Origin of the sequence: Rhizobium sp. 2YAF20 (genome assembly GCF_052114685.1) — a bacterium.
Classification (GTDB): Bacteria; Pseudomonadota; Alphaproteobacteria; order Rhizobiales; family Rhizobiaceae; genus Rhizobium.
In genome coordinates this window covers 1-20,769 of sequence record NZ_JBFRFF010000032.1, presented here as the reverse complement: position 1 = coordinate 20,769, position 20,769 = coordinate 1, and the positions used below count along the sequence as shown (strand labels likewise).

The window sequence follows — 20,769 nt, the reverse complement described above, 5'->3', positions numbered from 1 at the left end:
GTCAATCCTCCCTTCTCGACAGACGGAACACGCTTGCCGGCGGGACGTTGAAACGGACGCGACCGAGCGGCTTTGCTTCAAGCCTGAGCCGCTCCATGATCTCAGCAGGGACTGAACAAGCGCGACTATAGGTGAACTGATAAAATGCACCGCCATGATCAAGGATGGAAAAAGCGCCCGTCAGAATGGTTTCAATCATTTCCGCCGGCATATTGAGGAGAGGCAGCCCACTGACAATTGCCGCATAGGGACCGCGCTCTGCATTTACGACTTCGAGATTGCAGGCGTCAGAGCATATGATGTCGACACCTCGAAAACGCCTTCTCAGAACCTGCACGAATTGTCGCTCGATTTCGACGAGGGTGACGTCGTTGCGGCTCACTCCCCGATCAAGGAGGGCTCGGGTAAACACGCCAGTCCCCGGCCCAAGTTCAAGTATTCTGCCTGCGCCAGGCTTGATCTCGCTGGTCATCAGTCTGGCGAGCTTGGGACCGGATGGTGCTATTGCGCCGATCGTTCGGGGCGCCCGAAAGAGAGCTTTTAGAAATGTTGGTAAATGCAGCCAGAAGGTCATCAGGGCGTCTCCGGTAGCGGCTCGGATCGAGCCGTTTCAACAACGGTTTCGGCGCCTTAGATGTAGGGAACATTACGCACGACAGGACGCGGCATTTATTTAGCTGCATTGATCTGCGGGGAAGCTGATCGAAAAGCACGTGCCCCGGCCTTGCACATCTTCGACATGCATTTTTGCTCCGTGCAATATCGCAATCTCTTTTACTAGGTTGAGGCCGAGGCCGATTCCCCTGCCCGTCGCCGACAGGCGCTGAAAGGGCTCGAAGATGCGCTCCCGGTCGGCCGGCGGAATGCCCGGACCATCATCGACGACCGACACCAACGCAGGCGCCTGGACGGCAACGGTGATGACGCCGCGTCGGCCTGCATGCTCGATCGCATTCTGCACGAGATTGGCGATGGCACGCTCAATTGATGTCGCATCACCACGTATCGCCGATGGCTCGGAATCAATGTTGAAATCTATCCTATAGCCCGCGGCGATGGCGAGCGGCGCAAGGGCCACCACCGCATTGCGGGCGACGCCAGCAAGATCAAACCGGCGCATCGCGCTCGTATCCTGGCTCAATCGCTGCAGATCGAGTAGTTGGTTGGCAAGCGTCGAAAGCCGCGCGACATCTTCAAGCAGCCGGACGTTGTCGATCGTGGCCGGCATCGCTTCAAGTCGAGTCTGCAAAATCGCAATTGGCGTGCGCAGCTCGTGAGCGGCGGCCAACATGAAACGCTTCTGACGATCGTGTCCATCGTCCAACCTTGCAAGCGTCTCGTTCATGGCCGTCACGAGCGGCGCGATCTCGGCAGGAATGCTGTGCAAAGGGAGCCTGTACCCGCGCTTGTCGATATCGATGCGCTGCGCTGCCAGCGTTACCTCGATTAAATCCCTGTGGAGGCCGCGAACAACGAGAGGAGTGACGGCCAATGTGACAAGACCGGTCAGCACTATCCCGGGCAGGACCGCGCCCGAAGCGATGGCGACTAGAATAACGAACAGCTTGCCGGGCGTTAATGCTCCTCTATGGCCAACAAATATCCGCAGTGGGCCGTGACTGCTCTCCACAAGTTTCATTCGGACTGCATGACTGAGCGGGTCGGCAACGCTGCCGTCGAAACGAGCTTCGGCTACTCCCGCAAAAGAAGCGGCGATGGAGGGTAGCTGAGACGGAACCGGTCCTCGCCCGATAGTGTTTCCGTAAGAGTCGTAAACAAGGAACCAGAAATCAGGCTCGATTTTCTGCTGATATGTCAGTGCGGCACTCTCGTGCAGAGACATGGTCCCTCCCGCCTCCCACGACAGCGAAGACCTTACCGCCTCGATCGCATCTTCACCGGGGGCCGTGATTCCTGCAAATCCAGCGCTCCAGAAGACCACGACAAAACCAGCACCGAAAGCAAGGAGCATGATCGCCTGCAGCGCAACAAGGCGCTTGATCAGCCGCCATTTGAGAGAATAGAAAGGTGGCGTCACGACGTTCGCCGCCGCATCAGATAACCGATCCCGCGAATCGTGTGAATTTCGACGCCAGCTGCTACCTCGTCCAGTTTCCGACGCAGACGGGAGACGTGGGCGTCAAGGGCGTTGGACTGGATTTCATCGTCCATGCCATAGACTTCTTCTTGCAGGGTTCCGCGTTCGACCGTACGGCCAGCCCGGCGCATCAGCGCTTCAAGTACCAGGAGTTCGCGCCGGGGAAGCTCGAGGCGCCTCTCATGCACCACGGCTTCTCGATTGAGCAGATCAAGCTGCAGAACCCCAAGCCTGAGTTTTTGCGTTTCAATGACGCCAGGACGGCGCAGCACGGCGCGAAGGCGAGCCATCAGTTCCTCAATCGCGAAGGGTTTGGCAAGATAGTCATCTGCTCCAGCATCCAGACCTTCGACGCGATCCCCGAGGTCACCCTGTGCGGTCAGCATGATTGCGGGCACCGCCTTGCCACTGCGTCGCATCCAGGTAACGAGCGCCAGCCCGTCGCCGTCAGGCAGGTGACGATCGAGGAGAAGCGCGTCATAGATTGTGAGACGGATGGCCTCCTGTGCAGATGCAAGCGTCGCGACATGATCAACAATTAAATCGTGGTTCCGCAATGCAAGGATAAGGACCGAAGCCATTTCCATTTCGTCTTCGGCCAGCAGCAGACGCATGCATGAACTCCTTTGATCCGTACAATGCGTCTTTGTGCGGGGGCAACATTGCCTGAACGTGACGGCCAAGCGTCTGCTTGATGTGATCAGCCACGTCAAGTTCTGCGACGGTGGTTGGCCCACCCTATGGCCTGGGCAACATGCCGTTGAGAATGAGATCTACGTGGGTATCGATAAATGCCTCGACGTCGCGCGGCTTTCTGTCTGCAAAGAGCATGTACCACACGCTCAACAGGAGCGCAGGACTGATGGCGATCTCGGGAAGTTTGAGTAGCGGAGAGCAACGAAGCTCCCCGGCAGCGACGCCTTCCTCGAAGAGCACGCGTGCAGCATCGAACATTGGCGCGATCGCTTCCTCGTAGTGACGGTCGACGACCTGCGGAAACCGCGACCCCTCGGAAATCACAAAGCGGAGCAACTCCCTCGTATTGCGATTGGTCGCTATGCGCTCGTAAACGATGCGGATGAAGGCCTTGATCCTTTCGGAATAGGGGCCCGTTAACGTCGGCATCAGATCCTTAACGTCGGTGAACGGCACGGAGATATGCCTGAGCATCTCGTCAAATAGCTGCTCCTTGGTCTCGAAATAGAAGTAGATCGTGCCCTTGGTGACGCCGACCCGCGCAGCGATATCCTCGACACGGGTTGCAACATATCCATTTGCGACAAACTCTTCGAAGGCAGCGTCCAGAATTTCCAGCGGCCTTTCGGCCTTGCGCTGGGCGCGGATCCCAGTCGGTTTTCTCTCGATCATTTTTTGTCTCCCCTTTTGACGGAGTATTCCATTGACTAATCAGTCAGTCAAGTTTACTGAGCATCCGAATTTCGCAGTTCGAATAGGTCCCTTATGGCAGTTTCCAAGACATTGATCTGGATGACGTTGACGGCGTTGGCTCTCTGCGCATGCGACGAGCGCGACAAAAAGCAAGCGGCAGCGCCTCAAGCGGTTCGAACCGCCGAGGCAGCGGTCGAGGCCTATTCGACCAGCACCTCTGTCACGGGAGAAGTCAAAGCCCGTATCCAGTCTGAGCTGTCCTTCCGCGTCAGCGGCCGGATCATCGAGCGCGCGGTCGATGTCGGATCCAAGGTCAAGGCTGGCCAGGTCCTGGCGAAGATCGATCCTCAAGAGCAGCTTGCGGACGTGGGCGTTGCGACGGCAAGTCTCCATGCCGCGGAGGCGCAGCTGACCCAGGCGACGTTGGCATCCGAAAGGCAAAAGAACCTGTTCAATAGCCAAGTCACCACCCGCGCGAATTTCGATGCGGCTACTGAGGCACTGATTACGGCACAGGGCACCCTCGATGCAGCGCGGGCACAATTGGAAACCGCCAAGGACGCACTTTCCTTCACCGAGCTGCGCGCCGACGCCGATGGCGTCGTTACCGACAGGAATGCCGAGGTCGGACAGGTGGCGCAAGCCGCGCAAGCCGTGTTCACGCTCGCGCATGACGGCCCGCGCGATGCTGTGTTCAACGTCGTTGAATCGCTGTTCCTGCAGGAGTCGAACGCTGATGTTCAGGTGAGGCTTCTCTCCAACCCGCAGATCGAGATCACGGCGCCGGTTCGCGAGACCTCCCCTACCATTGATTCAACCACCGGGACAATCCGAGTGAAAGTTGCTCTCGACAAACCCGACGACCAAATGCCGCTCGGCGCCGTTGTTGTCGGAACGTTCATGGCGAAATCGCGACGGGCGATCCTGCTTCCGTGGAGCGCCATGACTTCAAGCAGCGGAAAGGCAGCCGTCTGGGTCGTCGATCCCTCCAACCAGACAGTGTCAATGAAAAAGGTAGATGTCGCCGAGTACGAGACTGGCAAGTTCGCCGTTAGTGCCGGCCTTGCCCCGAAAGATATCGTCGTCGTTGAAGGGGGAAAATTCCTCCGGTCGGGACAGACCGTGGCGGCCACTTTGGAGGCACATCAATGAACTGTTGCTCGATTGTAGCGATCTGCGGAGTGGCCCTCGTCCTTGTCGCATGCGATCAGAAATCGGAACCGCCGAAGGACGGCGTGCGGCCGCTGATGTCGATCGTGGCGCAGCCCCGGCCCGCGGCGAGATTGCAGCTGGCCGGCCTGGTCCAGCCCCGAATCCAGACTAATCTCGGGTTTCGGGTACTTGGAAGCCTCGTGGCGAGGCAAGTGGGCGTCGGTGACATTCTCACCAAGGGTCAGGTCATCGCCGCAATCGATCCCCTCTCCCTCGAACTGGCAGTCCGCAGTTCGCAGGCGGACCTCTCGAACAGCCAGGCGCAACGCGCCAACGCCTCGACCACGGTCGAACGACAGCAGGCGCTCGCCGATGCCAAATCAGGCAGCGAGGCGGCCCTCGAAAGTGCGCAGCAGGCCCAAAAGACCGCGAGCGCCTCCGTTGCCAAAGCGCAGGCCAATCTGGCCAAGGCCGAAGAGCAGCTCGGATATGCGCAGCTGAAAGCCGAGTTTGACGGGGTCGTTACCGCGACGTCGGCCGAAGTGGGCCAGGTCGTCTCCGCGGGGCAAACCGTCCTCACGGTTGCGCGTCCTGACTTGCGCGATGTGGTCGTCGACATTCCGGAAACCCAGATGCAAGGCATGAGGATGGGCTCGCCGTTTGAGATCACGCTTCAGCTCGACCAGACGATACGCGCAAGCGGAACGGTCCGCGAGATCGCACCGGAGGCCGATGCGGCGACGCGGACCCAACGCGTGAAAATAGGTCTCGACGGTCCTCTGCCGAGCTTCCGCCTTGGCTCGATCGTCACCGCGACATCGACGACGGACGCCTCCCCGACAATCTCGGTGCCTGCAACTGCAATCCTTGAACGGGATGGAGAACACAGTGTCTGGATCGTCGATCCGGACAAGAAGACGGTGTCGCTTCGCCAGGTGAGTATCGCCGACGCTGCAGATGACGCAAATCCTGTCGTCGTTGTCTCCGGTCTGAAAGCTGGCGACCGCGTCGCTGTCGCAGGTGTCAATGAGCTCGCCGAGGGCCAGCAAGTCAGGATCAACCAGGAGGCGACCCCGTGAAGCCGTTTAATCTCTCCGAATGGGCGCTCAAGCATCGCTCTCTTGTCTGGTACTTTATGATCGTCTTCATACTTGCTGGCGCATTCTCCTATCTGAAGCTTGGACGCGAGGAAGATCCGAACTTCACCATCAAAACGATGGTGATCCAGGCCCAGTGGCCGGGGGCCTCTGCCGAAGAGGTGACAAAACAGGTTACAGACCGCATTGAGAAGAAGCTCGAGGAGCTGGAGTCTCTCGACCATACGCGAAGCATCACCACCGCCGGACAGACCATTGTCTTTGTCGACCTGCTTGCGACCACCAAAGCCAAGGACGTCGCCGGAACCTGGGTACGCATTCGCAACATGATCTCTGATATCAGGGGCGATTTCCCCTCTGGCGTGGCGGGCCCCTTCTTCAATGACCGCTTCGGAGACGTCTTCGGCAACATCTTCGCCTTCACGACCGATGGCCTCTCCCAGAGGCAGTTGCGCGACCGCGTCGAGGACGCTCGTGCAAAAATCCTGACGGTTCCGAACGTTGGGAAAGTGGATATCATCGGCTCGCAGGACGAGGCGATCTATCTCGAATTCTCGACACGCAAGATCGCAGCGCTCGGCATTGACCGGCAATCCGTGCTGGCCACACTGCAAGCACAGAACGCCGTGACGGCATCTGGCTTCGTGGAGGCCGGGCCCGAACGGATCGCACTGCGCGTGGGGGGACAATTCACGTCCGAAGAAAGCCTGCGAGCCATCAACCTTCGGGTTAACGACCGGTTCTTTCCCTTGACCGACGTGGCGACGATCAAGCGTGGCTATGTGGACCCACCGTCATCCCTCTTCCGCTTTAACGGTGAACCGGCCATCGGCCTGGCGATCGGGATGAAGGATGGATCGAACCTCCTCGACTTCGGCAAGGCGCTCGACAAGGAAATGGAAGGCATCGTTGCCGACCTGCCGATCGGTGTCGATGTTCATCGCGTCTCGGATCAGCCCGCCGTAGTCGACGAGGCCGTGTCCGGGTTCACGCGTGCGTTGTTCGAAGCGATCGCGATCGTGCTTGCCATCAGCTTTATCAGCCTCGGGCTCCGCGCAGGTCTGGTAGTGGCAATTTCGATCCCGCTCGTCCTTGCAATTACTTTCCTCGTCATGGAATATTCCGGCATCTCGCTGCAGCGCATCTCGCTTGGCGCGCTGATCATTGCGCTCGGCCTTCTTGTCGACGACGCGATGATCGCGGTGGAAATGATGGTGGCGCGGCTCGAGGTCGGAGATGATCTTCGCAAGGCAGCGACCTACGTCTACACTTCAACTGCCTTCCCGATGCTGACCGGAACACTGGTCACCGTCGCAGGCTTCATTCCGATTGGCCTTAACAACAGTGCTGCGGGCGAATTTACCTTCACGCTATTCGTGGTCATCGCCGTCTCCCTCCTGGTGTCCTGGATTGTCGCAGTGCTGTTCACGCCGCTTCTCGGCGTGAGCATTCTACCGACAACGATGAAGCAGCATCACGACAAGAAAGGCTGGTTCGCGGCTTTCTTTGCCCGGCTGCTCGGTCTGGCGATACGATTTCGCTATGTCACGATCATCGTCACCGTCGCGGTCTTTGGCCTCTCGCTCTTTTGCATGGGCTTCGTCCAGCAACAGTTCTTTCCCTCGTCTGACCGACCCGAGCTAGTCGTCGACTGGAATCTGCCGCAGAACAGCTCCATCGCGGAGACCAACCGCCAGATGGCCCAGTTCGAAAAAGAAAAACTGGTTGGAAACCAGGCGATCGATCATTGGTCGAGCTATGTCGGCCAGGGCGCCCCCCGCTTCCTTTTGTCGTTCGACGTTCAGCCGGCCGACGTCAGCTTTGGCCAGACGATCATCGTCACCAAGGGACTGGACGTCCGTGACAAGGTCAGAGCCGACCTGCAGGCTTATCTCAACAAGACTTTCCCCGGGACGGATGCGTTCGTGAAGCTTCTCGACATCGGTCCGCCTGTCGGCAAACCCGTGCAATACCGAGTAAGCGGCCCGGACATTCAAACCGTGCGCGATCTTGCGCAGAAGCTTGCGGGTATCGTCGGTACGAACCCGTCGTTGTCGGCCATGACGTTCGACTGGAACGAACCCGCGCGGGTCGTCAAGGTCGACGTCCTTCAGGACAAGGCTCGACAGCTCGGCGTAACATCCGAGGACATCGCCTCCGCGTTGAACGGCATCGTCCAGGGTTCCACGGTCACCCAGGTCAGAGACGATATCTATCTCATTGATGTCATCAGCCGGGCTCAAAACGCCGAACGCGGATCGATCGACACGTTGCAGAACCTACAATTGCCGGGATCGAATGGAAAGTCGGTTCCCCTGTCGGCCGTGGCGACGTTCCGCTATGAGCTTGAACAGCCGGTCATCTGGCGTTGGGCGAGAGTGCCCACGGTCACGATCAAGGCAGGTGTCGTCGGAGGAATTCAACCTGCGACGATCGTCACCCAGCTTGAGCCGAAAGTAGCCGCGTTCGAAAAGGCCTTGCCCGTCGGCTATTCGGTCGCCGTCGGCGGAGCTGTCGAGGAAAGCGGCAAGGCACAGGCGCCGATCGCAGCCGTTGCACCTTTGATGCTCTTTGCCATGGCGACGATCCTGATGATACAGCTGCAGAGCTTTCACCGCCTGTTCCTCGTGTTCGCGGTCGCTCCTCTGGCACTGATCGGCGTCGTCGTCGCACTTCTGTCGAGCAATGCCCCGATGGGATTCGTCGCCATTCTCGGCATTCTCGCGCTGATCGGCATCCTAATCCGCAACTCCGTTATTCTGATCGTCCAGATCGAGCACCTGAGGGATACCGGAGTTGAGCCTTGGCAGGCCGTCGTCGAAGCAACCGAACATCGCATGCGTCCCATTCTCCTGACCGCCGCGGCAGCAACGCTTGCTCTGATCCCAATATCAAGAGAGGTATTCTGGGGGCCGATGGCCTATGCCATGATGGGAGGCATCGTCGTGGGCACAGTTCTGACGCTGCTCTTCTTGCCGGCGCTCTATGTCGCATGGTTCAGGATCAAGCGTCCTTCACGATCCGAGGTGATTGAAGGCGTGCCACAGACTTGACGGAGCATAGCATCGCTGGTCCCCAAGGCGGTGCGCCGGCAAGTCGATGTCGCATATCAGTGGAATCGACCCGCCTCGTTGGCATTTGATACAATCCAAGCAAGTGGCACCGGGGTTGAACCAAAGCGAGAGCAGTGTCGACAAAGCCCTTGGTTCGTCAACGTCATTACAATCCACCAAAATTGAGACATTATTGGATTTCAGCAAAATGCCGCGGCGCCACTGTCCGCCTTTTCCAACACTCGCTCGCCGCGGTTAGATCGCCCATGCGTCGTTCATCCGAATACTCGCAGGGACGACGATTGCCCTCAAAAAGGCATCGCCACTGGCTCAAATTGATGCTTTTCGGATGCGGCAACTTTCCCTACTCAATGTCCAACGGAGACAAGAGGGGACGCGGCAATGGCGACGCCATTTTACTGGAATGAGTTGAATACCTACGACTTCCCCGGACTGTCCCCCGACACGACGATTGCCATTCTTCCGATCGCCTCGACCGAGCAGCACGGCCCACATCTGCCGATTGCCACCGACGTCGCCATTGCCAACGGCATGCTTGCGGAACTTCGCAACCAGCGGCCAGACGATCTCGACCTTCTGGTGCTGCCGACACAGGAAATCGGTAAGGCCAACGAGCATGTCTACGGGGCCGGCACGCTGTCGCTCGGCGCCGAACTGTTGATCCCGGTATGGACGGCGATCGGCGCAAAGGTTGCCGAAGCCGGCATCCGCAAGATGGTGATCGTCAATTCTCACGGCGGCAATGTCGACATTATGAGCATCGTCGCCCGCGAGTTGCGCGTGCGTAACCAGATGGCTGTTCTGTCTACGCAATGGGGCCGCTTCGGTACTCCGGATGGCATGATCAGCGAGCATGAATCGAGATACGGCATCCACGGCGGCGAGGTCGAAACCTCGCTGATGCTGCACTTCCGACCCGATCTGGTGCGCATGGACAGGGCGCAGAATTTCAAGTCGAAAGCCGAATGGATGCGCGATCAGTCCAAGTACATCCAGCCGTTGCCGCCGCACTCGCTCGCCTGGATTGCCCATGATCTCAACCCGAATGGCGTGGTCGGCGATGCATCGCTCGGGACTGCTGAAAAAGGTGAGGCCATCTGCCGGTATCAGGTCAAGGGTTTCATCGAGATGCTCTGCGATCTCAAGAATTACCCGCTCTCGAACCTCTATTCGCAATGATGCCTAAACGGCGGCCGGCAGCCTGTCCGGGGCGATATGCCCCCTGATTTGCAGCTCTTGCACGAGACCTGCAAGCTCGGCGAGCAGATATTCGACAAACAGGCTGGTTGCGGCGTCCAACGGCGCGCGAGCGCGTGCAAAGAGTTTCATCGGCTGATGCCGCGTATGCGGTTCGGCGACCGGGCGGAAGACGAGTTCACCCTGTCGGCATTCGGTGATGACGTCGAGCGGATTGAGCATCGTCAGCCCCGCCCCGCATTTAACCAATTTCTTCAACATTTCCGAGGCATTCGTTTCAAGCACCGGCTCGACCTGCACGTCGAGACGCGCCAGCATCAGATTGATGACTTCGCGTAGGCTCGTTCCCTGCTGCGCAAGGACAAGGCGTTCCTGCACCACGTCAGCAAGGTTGATCGGACCTGCCCCGATCAACCGATGCCCCGGTGGAAAGACGACGCCGATCGGGATATCGAAACTGCCGAGTGTGCGGATGCCGGGGGTGGCAGGAATATTGAAACCGAGGCCGATATCCACTTCGCCTGAAAGAACGGGATTGACCGTCGTCGTGCCGGCATCGTTGCGAAGCTGGAGAAAGACGCGCGGATGTTCCACCTGAAATCGGCCGATGATTTCGGGCAGAGGTCCGGATGCCAGCCCGACCGTCGTCACGAGGCGGATCTTGCCCGCTTGCTGCATTTTCAGGCTGCGGATGCGGCCTTCCAGTCGCTCGTAGTTCTTCAACACGTCGCGGATGTGTTCAATGCACAGCTCACCCGCAGCCGTCAGCCGCAGGCCGCGCGGCAACCGCTCGAAGAGTGGTGCACCCATCTCTTCTTCCAGTGCCAGGATCTGCCGGTTGATCGCAGAAGAGGCAACGTTGAGCCGCGTCGCCGCCTTTCGGATGGATCCACAGCGGGCGATCTCATTCATGTACAGCAGCTTCCTGGAATGCAGCATTGCAGTGCCTTTGCATCAATTTTAAGCACGCAGCACAAATTAGGCACGCATACTCTATGAGATGCCAAAAAGGCATCGTTGTGCACGGATTTTGATGCTTTTCAAAGAGCAAAGCAATCGCTCAAATGAACAAAATCGGGCGTCTATGAAGACGTTTCGTGATACCAAAGGGAAACGCCGGTCATGTCCAATGCTCTGAAAAATATAACTTTCTCCGCAATCCTGGGCCTTGGCGCAGCCTTCGCCGCGGCAGCGCCGGGCTATGCACTCGACAAGGTGACCTATGGTACCAACTGGCTGGCACAGGCCGAACATGGCGGCTTTTACCAGGCGGTGGCCGACGGCACCTATGCCAAACATGGGCTGGATGTCAAAATCGTCCAGGGCGGCCCGAACGCTGCCAATAGCGCGCTGCTGATCGCCGGCAAAATCGATTTTTACATGGGCGGCCCGCAGGAAGAACTCTCCGCCGTCGAGCAGGGCATCCCGATCCTCGACGTCGCTGCAATTTTCCAGAAGGACCCTCAGGTTCTTCTGGCCCACCCGGATGCCGGCGTCGAGAAATTCGAGGATCTCGCCAAGCTTTCCACCATCTTCATGGGCAAGGACGGCTATCTCACCTATTTCGAGTGGATGAAGGCGAACTACAAGGGTTTCAAAGACGAGCAGTATAAGCCTTACACCTTCAACCCAGCGCCTTTCCTTGCCGACAAACAATCGGCCCAGCAGGGTTACCTGACGTCCGAGCCTTATGAGATCCAGAAGCAGACCGGCTGGGAACCGAAAGTCTTCCTTCTCGCCGATAACGGCTATTCGCCCTATTCAACGATGATCACGACGTCGCGGGCTATGATCGACAGCAAATCGGATGTCGTTCAGCGTTTCGTCGATGCCTCTATAGAAGGATGGTACAACTATCTTTATGGCGACAACAGCAAGGCGAATGCGTTGATCAAGACGGACAATCCGGAGATGACCGACGGTCAGATCGCCTATTCGATCGCCAAGATGAAGGAATACGGTATCGTCGAATCCGGCGATGCGCTCGACAAGGGCATCGGTTGCATGACGGATGCGCACTACAAGAAGTTCTATGACGAAATGGTCGGCATCAAGGTCGTCAAATCGGACACTGATTACACCAAGGCCTTCACGACGAAATTCGTCTGCAAGAGCACAGGCATGGCGCTGAAGAAGTAAGCGTCAAAGCCGCAATGGTTCGCCCCATTCAGGGGCAAACCAGATCTCTTCCATCAATGAGCCAGCCAATGTCCTTAGCCGAAACCCAGCCGGCACCCTTTAGGGGAACACGCAAACGGCCTTTGGTCGTGATGCAGTCGGTCTCGAAGGTCTTCTCCAGCGGAACCGTCGCGCTCTCCGGCATGACGCTGACGGTCGAAAGCGGCGAGTTCGTCAGCCTTCTCGGTCCCTCCGGCTGCGGCAAATCGACCGCACTGCGCATCATTGCCGGGCTCGGCGATGCAAGCGGCGGGACGATCGACTGGCCGAGTTCGCGGATCAATTCGAAGGGGCTGCCGGAAGGCGATATCGGTTTCGTCTTCCAGGAGCCGACGATGATGCCCTGGAAAAATGTCTATGGAAATGTCCATTTGCCGCTGAAACTGCGGGGTGTTTCGAAAGTGGCGGCACGCGATCAGATCCTGAGCGTTCTTGAGACCGTCGGTCTTCAGGATTTTGCCGAAGCCTATCCGCGTGAACTTTCGGGCGGCATGAAGATGCGGGTCTCGATTGCCCGCGCGCTGGTGACCAAACCGAAGCTGCTGCTGATGGACGAACCCTTCGCGGCACTTGACGAAATCACTAGGCAAAAGCTCAACGACGACGTGCTACGGCTATGGAAGACCACCGGCATCACGGTCATCTTCGTCACGCATTCGGTGTTTGAATCTGCCTATCTCTCCAATCGCATCGTCGTCATGAAAGCCCGACCCGGCCGGGTACATGCCGATCTTCCGCTGACTACCAGCTTGGAGCGGGATGCCTATTTTCGCACCTCCGAAGAATATCGCCAGGCCTGTGAAACCGTCTCCCATTCGCTGATCGGGGCGATCAACGCGGCAAAGGAAGATCGATGAGCATCCAAACCGTCGCCGCCCCGACGTTGCCGGACGTCAACGCGAAAAGAGCCAAGCGCCGAGATCTGGCCCTGCGCATCGCCGTGCCTTTCATCGTCGTCGCGGTGCTCGTTTTGATCTGGCACGTCTACGTGAAGCTCTCCGGCGTTCCGCCCTACATACTTCCCGGCCCAGTCGCCGTCGCCAATGCCTTCGTCACGGATTGGGGCACGCTTGCGCCGGCGTTGTGGGTCACCACCAAGATCACCCTGATCTCGTTGGTGCTAGCGCTGATCGGTGGCGTCGGTTTTGCCATCTTCCTCGTTCAGTCGCGGTGGATCGAGCTTGCCTTCTATCCGCTCGCAGTCATCCTGCAGGTGACGCCCGTCGTGGCGATCTCACCGCTGATCTTGATCTATGCGCCGTCAACGCAGGTCGCATTGCTGATCTGCGCCTTCCTCGTCGCCTTCTTCCCGATTCTGTCCAACATGGTCCAGGGACTGAAGAGTGTCGACCACAATCTCATCAATCTCTTCGAGCTCTACGGCGCCTCGCGCTGGCAGACGCTGCTGCATCTGAAGCTGCCTGCGGCCCAGCCCTATTTCATGACCGGTCTGCGGATCGGCGGCGGTCTTGCGCTGATCGCAGCCGTCGTCGCCGAGTTTGCAGCCGGTTCGGCAGGTGCCGGATCGGGACTTGCGTTCCGCCTCCTTGAAGCCCAGTACCGCATGAACATCCCTCGGCTATTTGCCGCCCTGCTGATGCTTTCGCTGCTCGGCGTCGCGATCTTTGCGATGACCTCTTTCATTTCCTGGCTGAGCCTGCATCGCTGGCACGAGAGCAGCCTGAAGCGGGAAAATTGATGTCCTATTCATTCATCTCGCCACCCAATGCGGGCCGCTTCGTGCTGAGCAACGCGACCCTTCCAGCCGTTGCCGTCAGTGGTTATGAGGCGCCCGTGGACGAAGGCCTGGTTAAGGCCGATATCGTCATCACCGACGGCCTTGTTTCCGCGATCCTGCCGCCGGGCGGTGCGCCGGGCGAATTTGCCAAGTCCGATCTGAAGGACGGCATGGTCTGGCCGTGTTTTGCCGACATCCACACGCATCTCGACAAGGGGCACATCTGGTCGCGCCACGCCAATCCGGACGGGACCTTCGCCGGTGCCCTCGATGCCGTGCGGGAGGATCGCGAGGCGCATTGGTCGGCGGCCGATGTGAAGAAGCGCATGGAATTCTCGCTGCGCTGCGCCTATGCGCACGGTACCGGCCTGATCCGGACACATCTCGACTCTCTTGCGCCCCAGCACCGCATCTCCTTCGAGGTTTTCGACGAGGTGCGGGATGCCTGGAAGGACAAGATCACCTTGCAGGCTGCAGCGCTCTTTCCGATGGATGCGATGGTCGATGAGCCCTATTTCGACGATCTCGTCGCGGTCGTCCGCGACAAGGGCGGGTTGCTCGGCGGCGTCACCAAAATGAACCCCGATCTCAACTGGCAGCTCGACACGCTTTTCCGTGCGGCCGCGGAAAACGGCCTTGAAGTCGATCTTCACGTCGACGAGACCGACGATCCGGGTGCCCAGACGTTGAAGGCGATCGCTGAGGCGGTTCTCCGCAATCGCTTCGAGGGCAAGGTGACTGCGGGTCACTGTTGCTCGCTGGCCCGGCAGGACGACGGCATTGCGGAACGCACGGTTGCGATGGTCGCCGAAGCCGGCATTTCGATCATCTCGCTGCCGATGTGCAACATGTACCTGCAGGACCGTTATCCCGGCCGCACGCCGCGCTGGCGTGGCGTCACGCTGTTCAAGGAACTGGCTGCAGCCGGCATCGCCACGGCGGTCGCATCCGACAATACGCGCGATCCCTTCCATGCCTATGGCGACCTCGACCCGGTCGAGGTCTTTCGCGAAGCGGTGCGGATCCTCCATCTCGATCATCCGCTCGATACCGCAGCACGCGTCGTAACCGTGTCGCCTGCCTCAATAGCAGGCCGTGCCGAGATGGGCCGCATTGCCGTCGGCAGCCCCGCCGATCTCGTTCTTTTCAGCGCCCGGCGCTGGAGCGAATTCCTTTCCCGTCCGCAGTCTGACCGTGTCGTGCTTCGCCGAGGCAAGGTGATCGATCGCAGCCTGCCGGATTACCGTGAACTCGATAGTGTCGTTGGAGCCTGACATGCCGGATTATCAACTGATCAAGAAGGAACTCGAAGGCATCGCCGTTGAGGACAATCCGGCGTTGGTGCGTCAGAAGAGCCGCGATTTCTATTGGTATTCGCCGATCCTCAAGGACCAGCTTGACGGTGTCACTGCCGATCTGGTCGTGACGCCGAAGAGCCAAGAGGAGGTCATCCGGACACTCAAAGTGGCTTTCGCCCACGGCGTGCCGATCACGCCGCGTGGCGCCGGCACCGGCAACTACGGCCAGGCGATGCCGCTGTCGGGCGGCATCGTGCTGAGCCTTGCTGCGATGGACAAAATCAGGGAGATCCATACTGGGCGCGTCATCTGCGAACCGGGCATCGTCCTTGCCCAGCTCGACAAGCAGACCAAGGCCCATTCCGGCCAGGAACTGCGCTTTCATCCCTCGACCGCGCAGACGGCGACCGTCGGCGGCTTCATCGCCGGCGGGTCCGGCGGCGTCGGCTCGATCACCTGGGGTGGTCTTCGCGATCTCGGCAATATCCTGAGGCTACGTGTCGTTACCATGGAAGCCGAGCCGCGCGTGCTCGACCTTGCCGGCTGGGATCTGCAGAAAGTGAGCCATGCCTACGGGACGAACGGTATCATCACCGAAATCGAGATGCCGCTGGCGCCCGCCTATGACTGGGTCGACGTACTGGTGGGCTACGACGACTTCATGGCCTCGGTGCGCTTCTCCGATGCGCTCGCCAAGTGCAACGGCATCCTCGTCAAGGAAATCGCGCCGATCGCGGCACCCATTCCCCACGACTATTTCACACGCCACAAGCCCTATATCCGCAAGGGCCAATCCGTCGTCGTGCTGATGATCGCGCCCCATTCGATGGATGCCTTTCTCGCCTTTGCCTCCGCGCAGAAGGGCGAGATCATCTTCCGTTCCGACAAGGTCGAAAGCATGAAGGGTATTCCGCATGCTTACGAGCTTGCCTGGAACCACACGACGCTCCGTGCATTGAAGGTCGATCCGAATTTCACCTATCTGCAGGTCCAGTATCCGGGGCCGGATCATGTTGCCAAAGTCGCCAAGATGGTCGAGATGTTCGGCGACGAGGTGCCTGGTCATCTCGAGTTCATCCGGTTCGACGGCCAGATCCAGTGCTCCGGCCTGCCGCTGGTCCGCTATACGACCGAGGAGCGGCTTGAGGAAATCATTCGCATCCATCAAGAGCATGGCTGCCCGATCTTCAATCCTCACCGCTACACGCTGGAGGAAGGCGGCATGAAGCGCACGGACAAGGTACAGCTTGCCTTCAAGCACGAGACGGATCCGAAGGGTCTGCTCAACCCCGGCAAAATGATAGCCTGGGACAACCCCGATTTCGACTTTTCCGCGGGCAAGAACTATCTGTTCCCGGGGCTTTCCAGCGTAATGGAGGGTTCATGAGGGTTCTCGTCCTGCATTCGCATCCGGTGGAAGAGAGCTATGGCGCGGCACTCCACAAACAGACCGTCGAAAGCCTGAAGGATGCCGGACACGAAGTCGATGATTGCGATCTCTATGTTGAAAAATTCGATCCCGTCCTTTCCCGCCATGATCGGCTCATTTATCACGACTACCCGCACAATATGGAATTGGTGAAGCCCTATGTGGACCGGCTGAAAAAGGCAGAGGGCATCGTCCTCGTCACGCCGGTCTGGAACTTTGGCTTTCCGGCGATCCTCAAAGGCTATTTCGATCGCGTCTGGCTGCCCGGCGTCTCTTTCGAACTGGTGAATGGAAAAGTGGAATCCCGGCTTCGGCACATCAGAAAGCTAGGTGCCGTTCTGACTTATGGCGCGACGCCTTTCCGCGCCTTCGTGGCAGGCAATCCGCCGAAGAAAATCGTCAAGCGCGTCCTGCGCGCACAGATCAACCCACTGAAGCCGGTGACCTTCCTCGCCCACTACGACATGAACAATTGCACGCCGGAAACACGGGCGCAGTTCATGGCTAAAGTGAAGAGGACCATGGAACGGTTTTAACAGGAGTGGCGCGATGCCTCAGATCACCTTGGCCGCCGTCACTTCCACCTCCACCAGAAATTCCGGCCGCGTAAACCCGCCCACAATAATCAGCGTTGAAACCGGTTTGGGCTCGAGCGTGTAGCGGTCGCGCACAGCCATGTAGGCACCGAAATCTTCACGCCGGGTAACAAAGCCGGTGATGCGGATGACATCGGAAAAATCCATGCCAGCCTCCGCAAGAATGGCATTGATTGCCTCAAAGCAAAGCTCGGCCTGGGCAGTGACACTTTCGGGAACCGTATCGTCTGCGGTGATTCCGAGTTGGCCCGAGGTAACGAGCATAGTGGCGCCCGGCGGAACCAGCAGACCGTGGCTGTAGTGGCCGAATGGCCGACGGACGGACGGTGGATTAAGGGTCTTGAGCATGACAAATCTCGCTATTGATATTGCGATCTCCTAGCCGAAATCGCTATGAAATTCCACGTATTGTGGCGCTCATCCGTTCATACCTCCCACTTGTATTGGGCCCTCCCCTACAAAAGCCCAACGGCCACCACCTGTCCTTTGACCTTCGAACGCCATTGCGTCGCCACGGAAACTGAAAGGCCGGTTGGCTTTGTGAAAAGCGCTTGGCGCCTTGAGCACAGAGGTCTCCTCGTTGTCAATCCGCAGCGAAGGCAGACCCCCGGTCGATTTGGCACTAAGCGCCTGAAAATGCTGATCGATTGGTAGTGCCGCTGGGGTCATCGTCGGCGCCGGTTACACCGCCGCCGACTTTCCAAATTGTTGCGAAAAATCAGCGCCATGCGCTCCTCAGGCGAGGGGGCGGTCTTCGCTGCGGATTCACGGCCTGTTGGCACATGGCCATATTGACGCAGGCTGTAACCGGAACTGCGGTTTTGACGGCGTGCTCGCTGTATCCTCTGCAATCATGGCGCTTGGAAGAATAAGGACACGATCGCCAAGCTGTGCATGCGGTTCTGCCCCTTGAGAATTGACTATTTTCCGTTCGTGTTTCCCGATTGATGTGTGGCAGCCTTTGGCACGTCTTCCTGGAGATCCGCTTCATCGGCAAGTACGGAGGCGGCCTCGTTCAGCAAGACGTCTTTTGCGTTCTTGCGGGCATTTTCGATGGCAATATCAGCACTCAGGCTACGCTCGTTTGATTGCAGGCCATCGTCGTCACCTGGGACCACACCATCGTTTATTTGCTCGCGCGACTTGAGACGACTTGCCTGAGCAGTCAATTCATTTCGGCGTTCGGTTTCATTGAGGGACACAATCCGTTTCTCGCGCTGCGCCTTCAGTTCGGCAATGTCTTGCATAAAGCGTTGAAAATCCCGATCGTTCTGTACCCGTGCATCATGGCGGCTCTGCAGTTGCGGCAGCAACGCCACTATACTTCCGGTAGGCGCATAGTTTGCGGGCTTGACCTGCGTCCACGGCAGAGCGTTGTCGTAACTCGCCTCGCCAAAGCTCTTAGGGTCCGAAAGACCCGGCAAGCTGATATCAGGCGTCACGCCGCGCAGCTGTGTCGTACCGCCATTGACACGGAAAAACTGGGCAACCGTCAATTTCAGCTCGCCGAATTTCGGTTTGCTGTTGTGGGCCACCTGGTCAAGATTGACCACAGTTTGCACGGTACCTTTACCAAAACTGGGTTCGCCGACAATGACACCCCGACCGTAGTCTTGCATCGCTGCGGCAAAAATCTCGGAGGCCGACGCCGAACCGCGATTGATCAATACACCAACCGGACCTGTCCAGGCAGGCGCCGGAAGATCATCGCTTTCTACCTCGACCTTACCGTCGACACCACGTTGCTGAACCACCGGGCCTTTGCCGACAAACAGACCTGTCAGATCGATCGCCTCGGCCAATGAGCCGCCACCGTTATCGCGCAAGTCAATCAGAACGCCGTCGACGTTGTCCTTCGTCAGCTCACCAAGAAGCTTGGCAACATCGCGGCTTGCGCTTCTGTAGTCTTTATCGCCTTTTTGCCGCGCTTCGAAGTCCTCATAAAACGCCGGTAGAGTAATCACTCCAATTTTGCGCGTGGCTTCGCCATCCTTTACGGACAGGATAGCCTTATTGGCAGCCTGCTTTTCGAGGCTGATTTTATCGCGCATTAGGCTGATGAGGCGATGGTTGCCATCTGCTCCGGCATCCGCTGGCAAGATGTCCAAGCGCACGACAGAATCTTTTGCCCCTCGTATCATTTGCACGATTTCATCAAGGCGCGTGCCCACCACTTCCTTTACCGCGCCGTCCTCGCCTTGACCAACACCGATAATGCGGTCCCCGACCGCGAGCTTGCCTGACAATTGCGCCGGGCCACCCGGCACGAGCTCACGGATCGTCGTGTAGTCATCGCGTTCCTGCAATACCGCACCGATGCCAACCAGCGAAAGCTTCATTGAAATATCGAATTCAGCCGAAGCGGTCGCGCCGAAATAGTCAGTGTGCGGGTCAATCGACGTTGTGTAGGCGTCCATGAATGACTGAAACACGTCGTCGCTCTTGTACTTGTAAGCGCGCTCAAGCGAGTTTTCGTAGCGTTTGTCGAGCGTATCGCGAATGACCGAGTCAGTCTTGCCTGCTAGTTTCAACCGCAGCCAGTCGCTCTTGACGCGTTTGCGCCAAAGTTCACTACTGTCGCCTTCAGATTGCGGCCAGGGGTCTTTATCGCGCAACAAGGGATAGTCTTCCTGCACGCTGAAATCGAAGTTCTGCTTGAGCAAGTTGCGCGCGTAGTTGATCCGGTCGACAACCCGCTGCTCATACACGTTGAAAATCGAAAACGGGATCCGCAGGTCTTCCCGGTTGATGGCATCATCAATCTTGGCGCTGTCACCCATGAACTTGTCGATGTCCGCCTGCAGGAAGAGAACTCGATCCGGATCTAGAGACTTGATGAACCGGTTCATAATCTTGGCCGACAAGGCATCGTCGAGCGGAACGGGCCTATAGCTGAAACGCGTGAGGAATTGCGCACTCAAATGAGCGGCTTGCGCTTGCTGCTGTAGCGGCGTCAAAACTGGTGGTGATCCGACTTCCAGAGCATATGCCGACGGAGCAATTGCTAGGAACATGCCGACGAAACCGTATTGTATGCGCATTCAACCTTGATCCAATTCTCAATGACGACTTTTATGTGCGATGTTGGTGGAGCAATTATGGTTTTTTGGCAACTAAATGGATGCGTTGCGTTCTTTATCCGGCATCAACACTGGACACATACGCGTGCCAATCCTCTGCTCCAGGATCTGACCGCCCTTCAGACCAAGAACGCGGATCCGAAGAGGCGCGACTATTTTCACGCGAAACTTCGACCGCCATTGCCTCACTTGACAGAAAACTCTTATGTTCGTTTGCAAGCTCTTTAGTCATGATCTTTCCTTTCCGGCTTTGACGACGAAAACACATGCGTGAAGCTGTTGAACAAAGCAGGAGACAGGGCATTTTGACGACGGCTGGCATACTCTTATGCGCGGGTTGGGTACCGCATTTCCGTGTGTTCGTCTGGGGCTGTCTTCTGTCTAGAATCGGGCATGGATTTTATCCGCCACATAGTTTGAACGAGGGTTCCCCACCGGAGCCC

The 20,769-nt window shown here is 58.2% G+C and carries 17 protein-coding genes; 10 read left to right on the top strand and 7 right to left on the bottom strand.

Annotated features, from left to right (window positions below):
- Window position 1 precedes the first annotated feature (1 nt).
- From AB4Z52_RS26910 to AB4Z52_RS26895, 4 genes are all read right to left on the bottom strand, one after another.
- Entirely contained in the window at window positions 2-574 is a 573-nt protein-coding gene (locus AB4Z52_RS26910) for a class I SAM-dependent methyltransferase (RefSeq protein ID WP_442220958.1), read from the bottom strand.
- 99 nt (window positions 575-673) lie between these two features.
- Window positions 674-2,038 carry a sensor histidine kinase gene (locus tag AB4Z52_RS26905; protein WP_442220957.1) on the bottom strand — a complete coding sequence of 455 codons (1,365 nt, stop codon included), beginning with the start codon at window positions 2,036-2,038 and terminating at the stop codon, window positions 674-676.
- Window positions 2,035-2,712: a response regulator transcription factor gene (locus AB4Z52_RS26900; protein WP_442220956.1), complete on the bottom strand. Its 678-nt coding sequence runs from the start codon at window positions 2,710-2,712 to the stop codon at window positions 2,035-2,037. Before AB4Z52_RS26900 ends, AB4Z52_RS26905 begins: the two co-directional genes overlap by 4 nt.
- Window positions 2,713-2,836: 124 nt before the next feature.
- The gene (locus AB4Z52_RS26895; protein WP_442220955.1) at window positions 2,837-3,466 is read right to left on the bottom strand and encodes a TetR/AcrR family transcriptional regulator; all 630 of its coding nucleotides are present in this window, start codon (window positions 3,464-3,466) and stop codon (window positions 2,837-2,839) included.
- Window positions 3,467-3,559: 93 nt separating this feature from the next.
- Here AB4Z52_RS26895 and AB4Z52_RS26890 point away from each other — a divergent pair, with 93 nt between their 5' ends.
- From AB4Z52_RS26890 to AB4Z52_RS26875, 4 genes are all read left to right on the top strand, one after another.
- Window positions 3,560-4,639 (top strand): efflux RND transporter periplasmic adaptor subunit, encoded by a 1,080-nt coding sequence (locus tag AB4Z52_RS26890; protein WP_442220954.1) that lies wholly within the window; start codon window positions 3,560-3,562, stop codon window positions 4,637-4,639.
- Complete coding sequence (locus tag AB4Z52_RS26885) at window positions 4,636-5,718, top strand: efflux RND transporter periplasmic adaptor subunit (protein ID WP_442220953.1); 1,083 nt, start codon at window positions 4,636-4,638, stop codon at window positions 5,716-5,718. Before AB4Z52_RS26890 ends, AB4Z52_RS26885 begins: the two co-directional genes overlap by 4 nt.
- Complete coding sequence (locus AB4Z52_RS26880) at window positions 5,715-8,789, top strand: efflux RND transporter permease subunit (RefSeq protein WP_442220952.1); 3,075 nt, start codon at window positions 5,715-5,717, stop codon at window positions 8,787-8,789. Before AB4Z52_RS26885 ends, AB4Z52_RS26880 begins: the two co-directional genes overlap by 4 nt.
- 402 nt (window positions 8,790-9,191) lie before the next feature.
- Window positions 9,192-9,989, top strand: coding sequence for a creatininase family protein (locus AB4Z52_RS26875; protein WP_442220951.1), 798 nt, complete (start codon window positions 9,192-9,194; stop codon window positions 9,987-9,989).
- Between the two features lie 3 nt (window positions 9,990-9,992).
- Here the strand turns inward: AB4Z52_RS26875 and AB4Z52_RS26870 are convergent, their stop codons facing one another.
- The gene (locus AB4Z52_RS26870; protein ID WP_442220950.1) at window positions 9,993-10,946 is read right to left on the bottom strand and encodes a LysR family transcriptional regulator; all 954 of its coding nucleotides are present in this window, start codon (window positions 10,944-10,946) and stop codon (window positions 9,993-9,995) included.
- A gap of 183 nt (window positions 10,947-11,129) precedes the next feature.
- Here AB4Z52_RS26870 and AB4Z52_RS26865 point away from each other — a divergent pair, with 183 nt between their 5' ends.
- The 6 genes from AB4Z52_RS26865 to AB4Z52_RS26840 all read left to right on the top strand — a co-directional run bounded on the left by AB4Z52_RS26865 (window position 11,130) and on the right by AB4Z52_RS26840 (window position 17,186).
- On the top strand, window positions 11,130-12,146 hold the full coding sequence (locus AB4Z52_RS26865; RefSeq protein ID WP_442220949.1) for an ABC transporter substrate-binding protein: 1,017 nt from the start codon (window positions 11,130-11,132) through the stop codon (window positions 12,144-12,146).
- Between the two features lie 68 nt (window positions 12,147-12,214).
- Complete coding sequence (locus AB4Z52_RS26860; RefSeq protein WP_442220948.1) at window positions 12,215-13,042, top strand: ABC transporter ATP-binding protein; 828 nt, start codon at window positions 12,215-12,217, stop codon at window positions 13,040-13,042.
- Complete coding sequence (locus tag AB4Z52_RS26855; RefSeq protein WP_442220947.1) at window positions 13,039-13,884, top strand: ABC transporter permease; 846 nt, start codon at window positions 13,039-13,041, stop codon at window positions 13,882-13,884. Before AB4Z52_RS26860 ends, AB4Z52_RS26855 begins: the two co-directional genes overlap by 4 nt.
- Window positions 13,884-15,197, top strand: a complete 1,314-nt coding sequence (locus tag AB4Z52_RS26850; protein WP_442220946.1) for a cytosine deaminase — start codon at window positions 13,884-13,886, stop codon at window positions 15,195-15,197. Before AB4Z52_RS26855 ends, AB4Z52_RS26850 begins: the two co-directional genes overlap by 1 nt.
- Before the next feature lies 1 nt (window position 15,198).
- Entirely contained in the window at window positions 15,199-16,608 is a 1,410-nt protein-coding gene (locus tag AB4Z52_RS26845) for an FAD-binding oxidoreductase (protein ID WP_442220945.1), read from the top strand.
- The gene (locus AB4Z52_RS26840; RefSeq protein ID WP_442220944.1) at window positions 16,605-17,186 is read left to right on the top strand and encodes an NAD(P)H-dependent oxidoreductase; all 582 of its coding nucleotides are present in this window, start codon (window positions 16,605-16,607) and stop codon (window positions 17,184-17,186) included. The genes AB4Z52_RS26845 and AB4Z52_RS26840 overlap by 4 nt, the downstream gene beginning before the upstream one ends.
- Window positions 17,187-17,204: 18 nt before the next feature.
- On the opposite strand, the gene AB4Z52_RS26835 is transcribed toward AB4Z52_RS26840, so the two are convergent.
- Together AB4Z52_RS26835 and AB4Z52_RS26830 are read right to left on the bottom strand one after the other, a co-directional pair.
- The gene (locus AB4Z52_RS26835) at window positions 17,205-17,594 is read right to left on the bottom strand and encodes a RidA family protein (protein WP_442220943.1); all 390 of its coding nucleotides are present in this window, start codon (window positions 17,592-17,594) and stop codon (window positions 17,205-17,207) included.
- A gap of 572 nt (window positions 17,595-18,166) precedes the next feature.
- Window positions 18,167-20,287: a carboxy terminal-processing peptidase gene (locus tag AB4Z52_RS26830; protein ID WP_442220942.1), complete on the bottom strand. Its 2,121-nt coding sequence runs from the start codon at window positions 20,285-20,287 to the stop codon at window positions 18,167-18,169.
- Window positions 20,288-20,769: the final 482 nt, after the last annotated feature.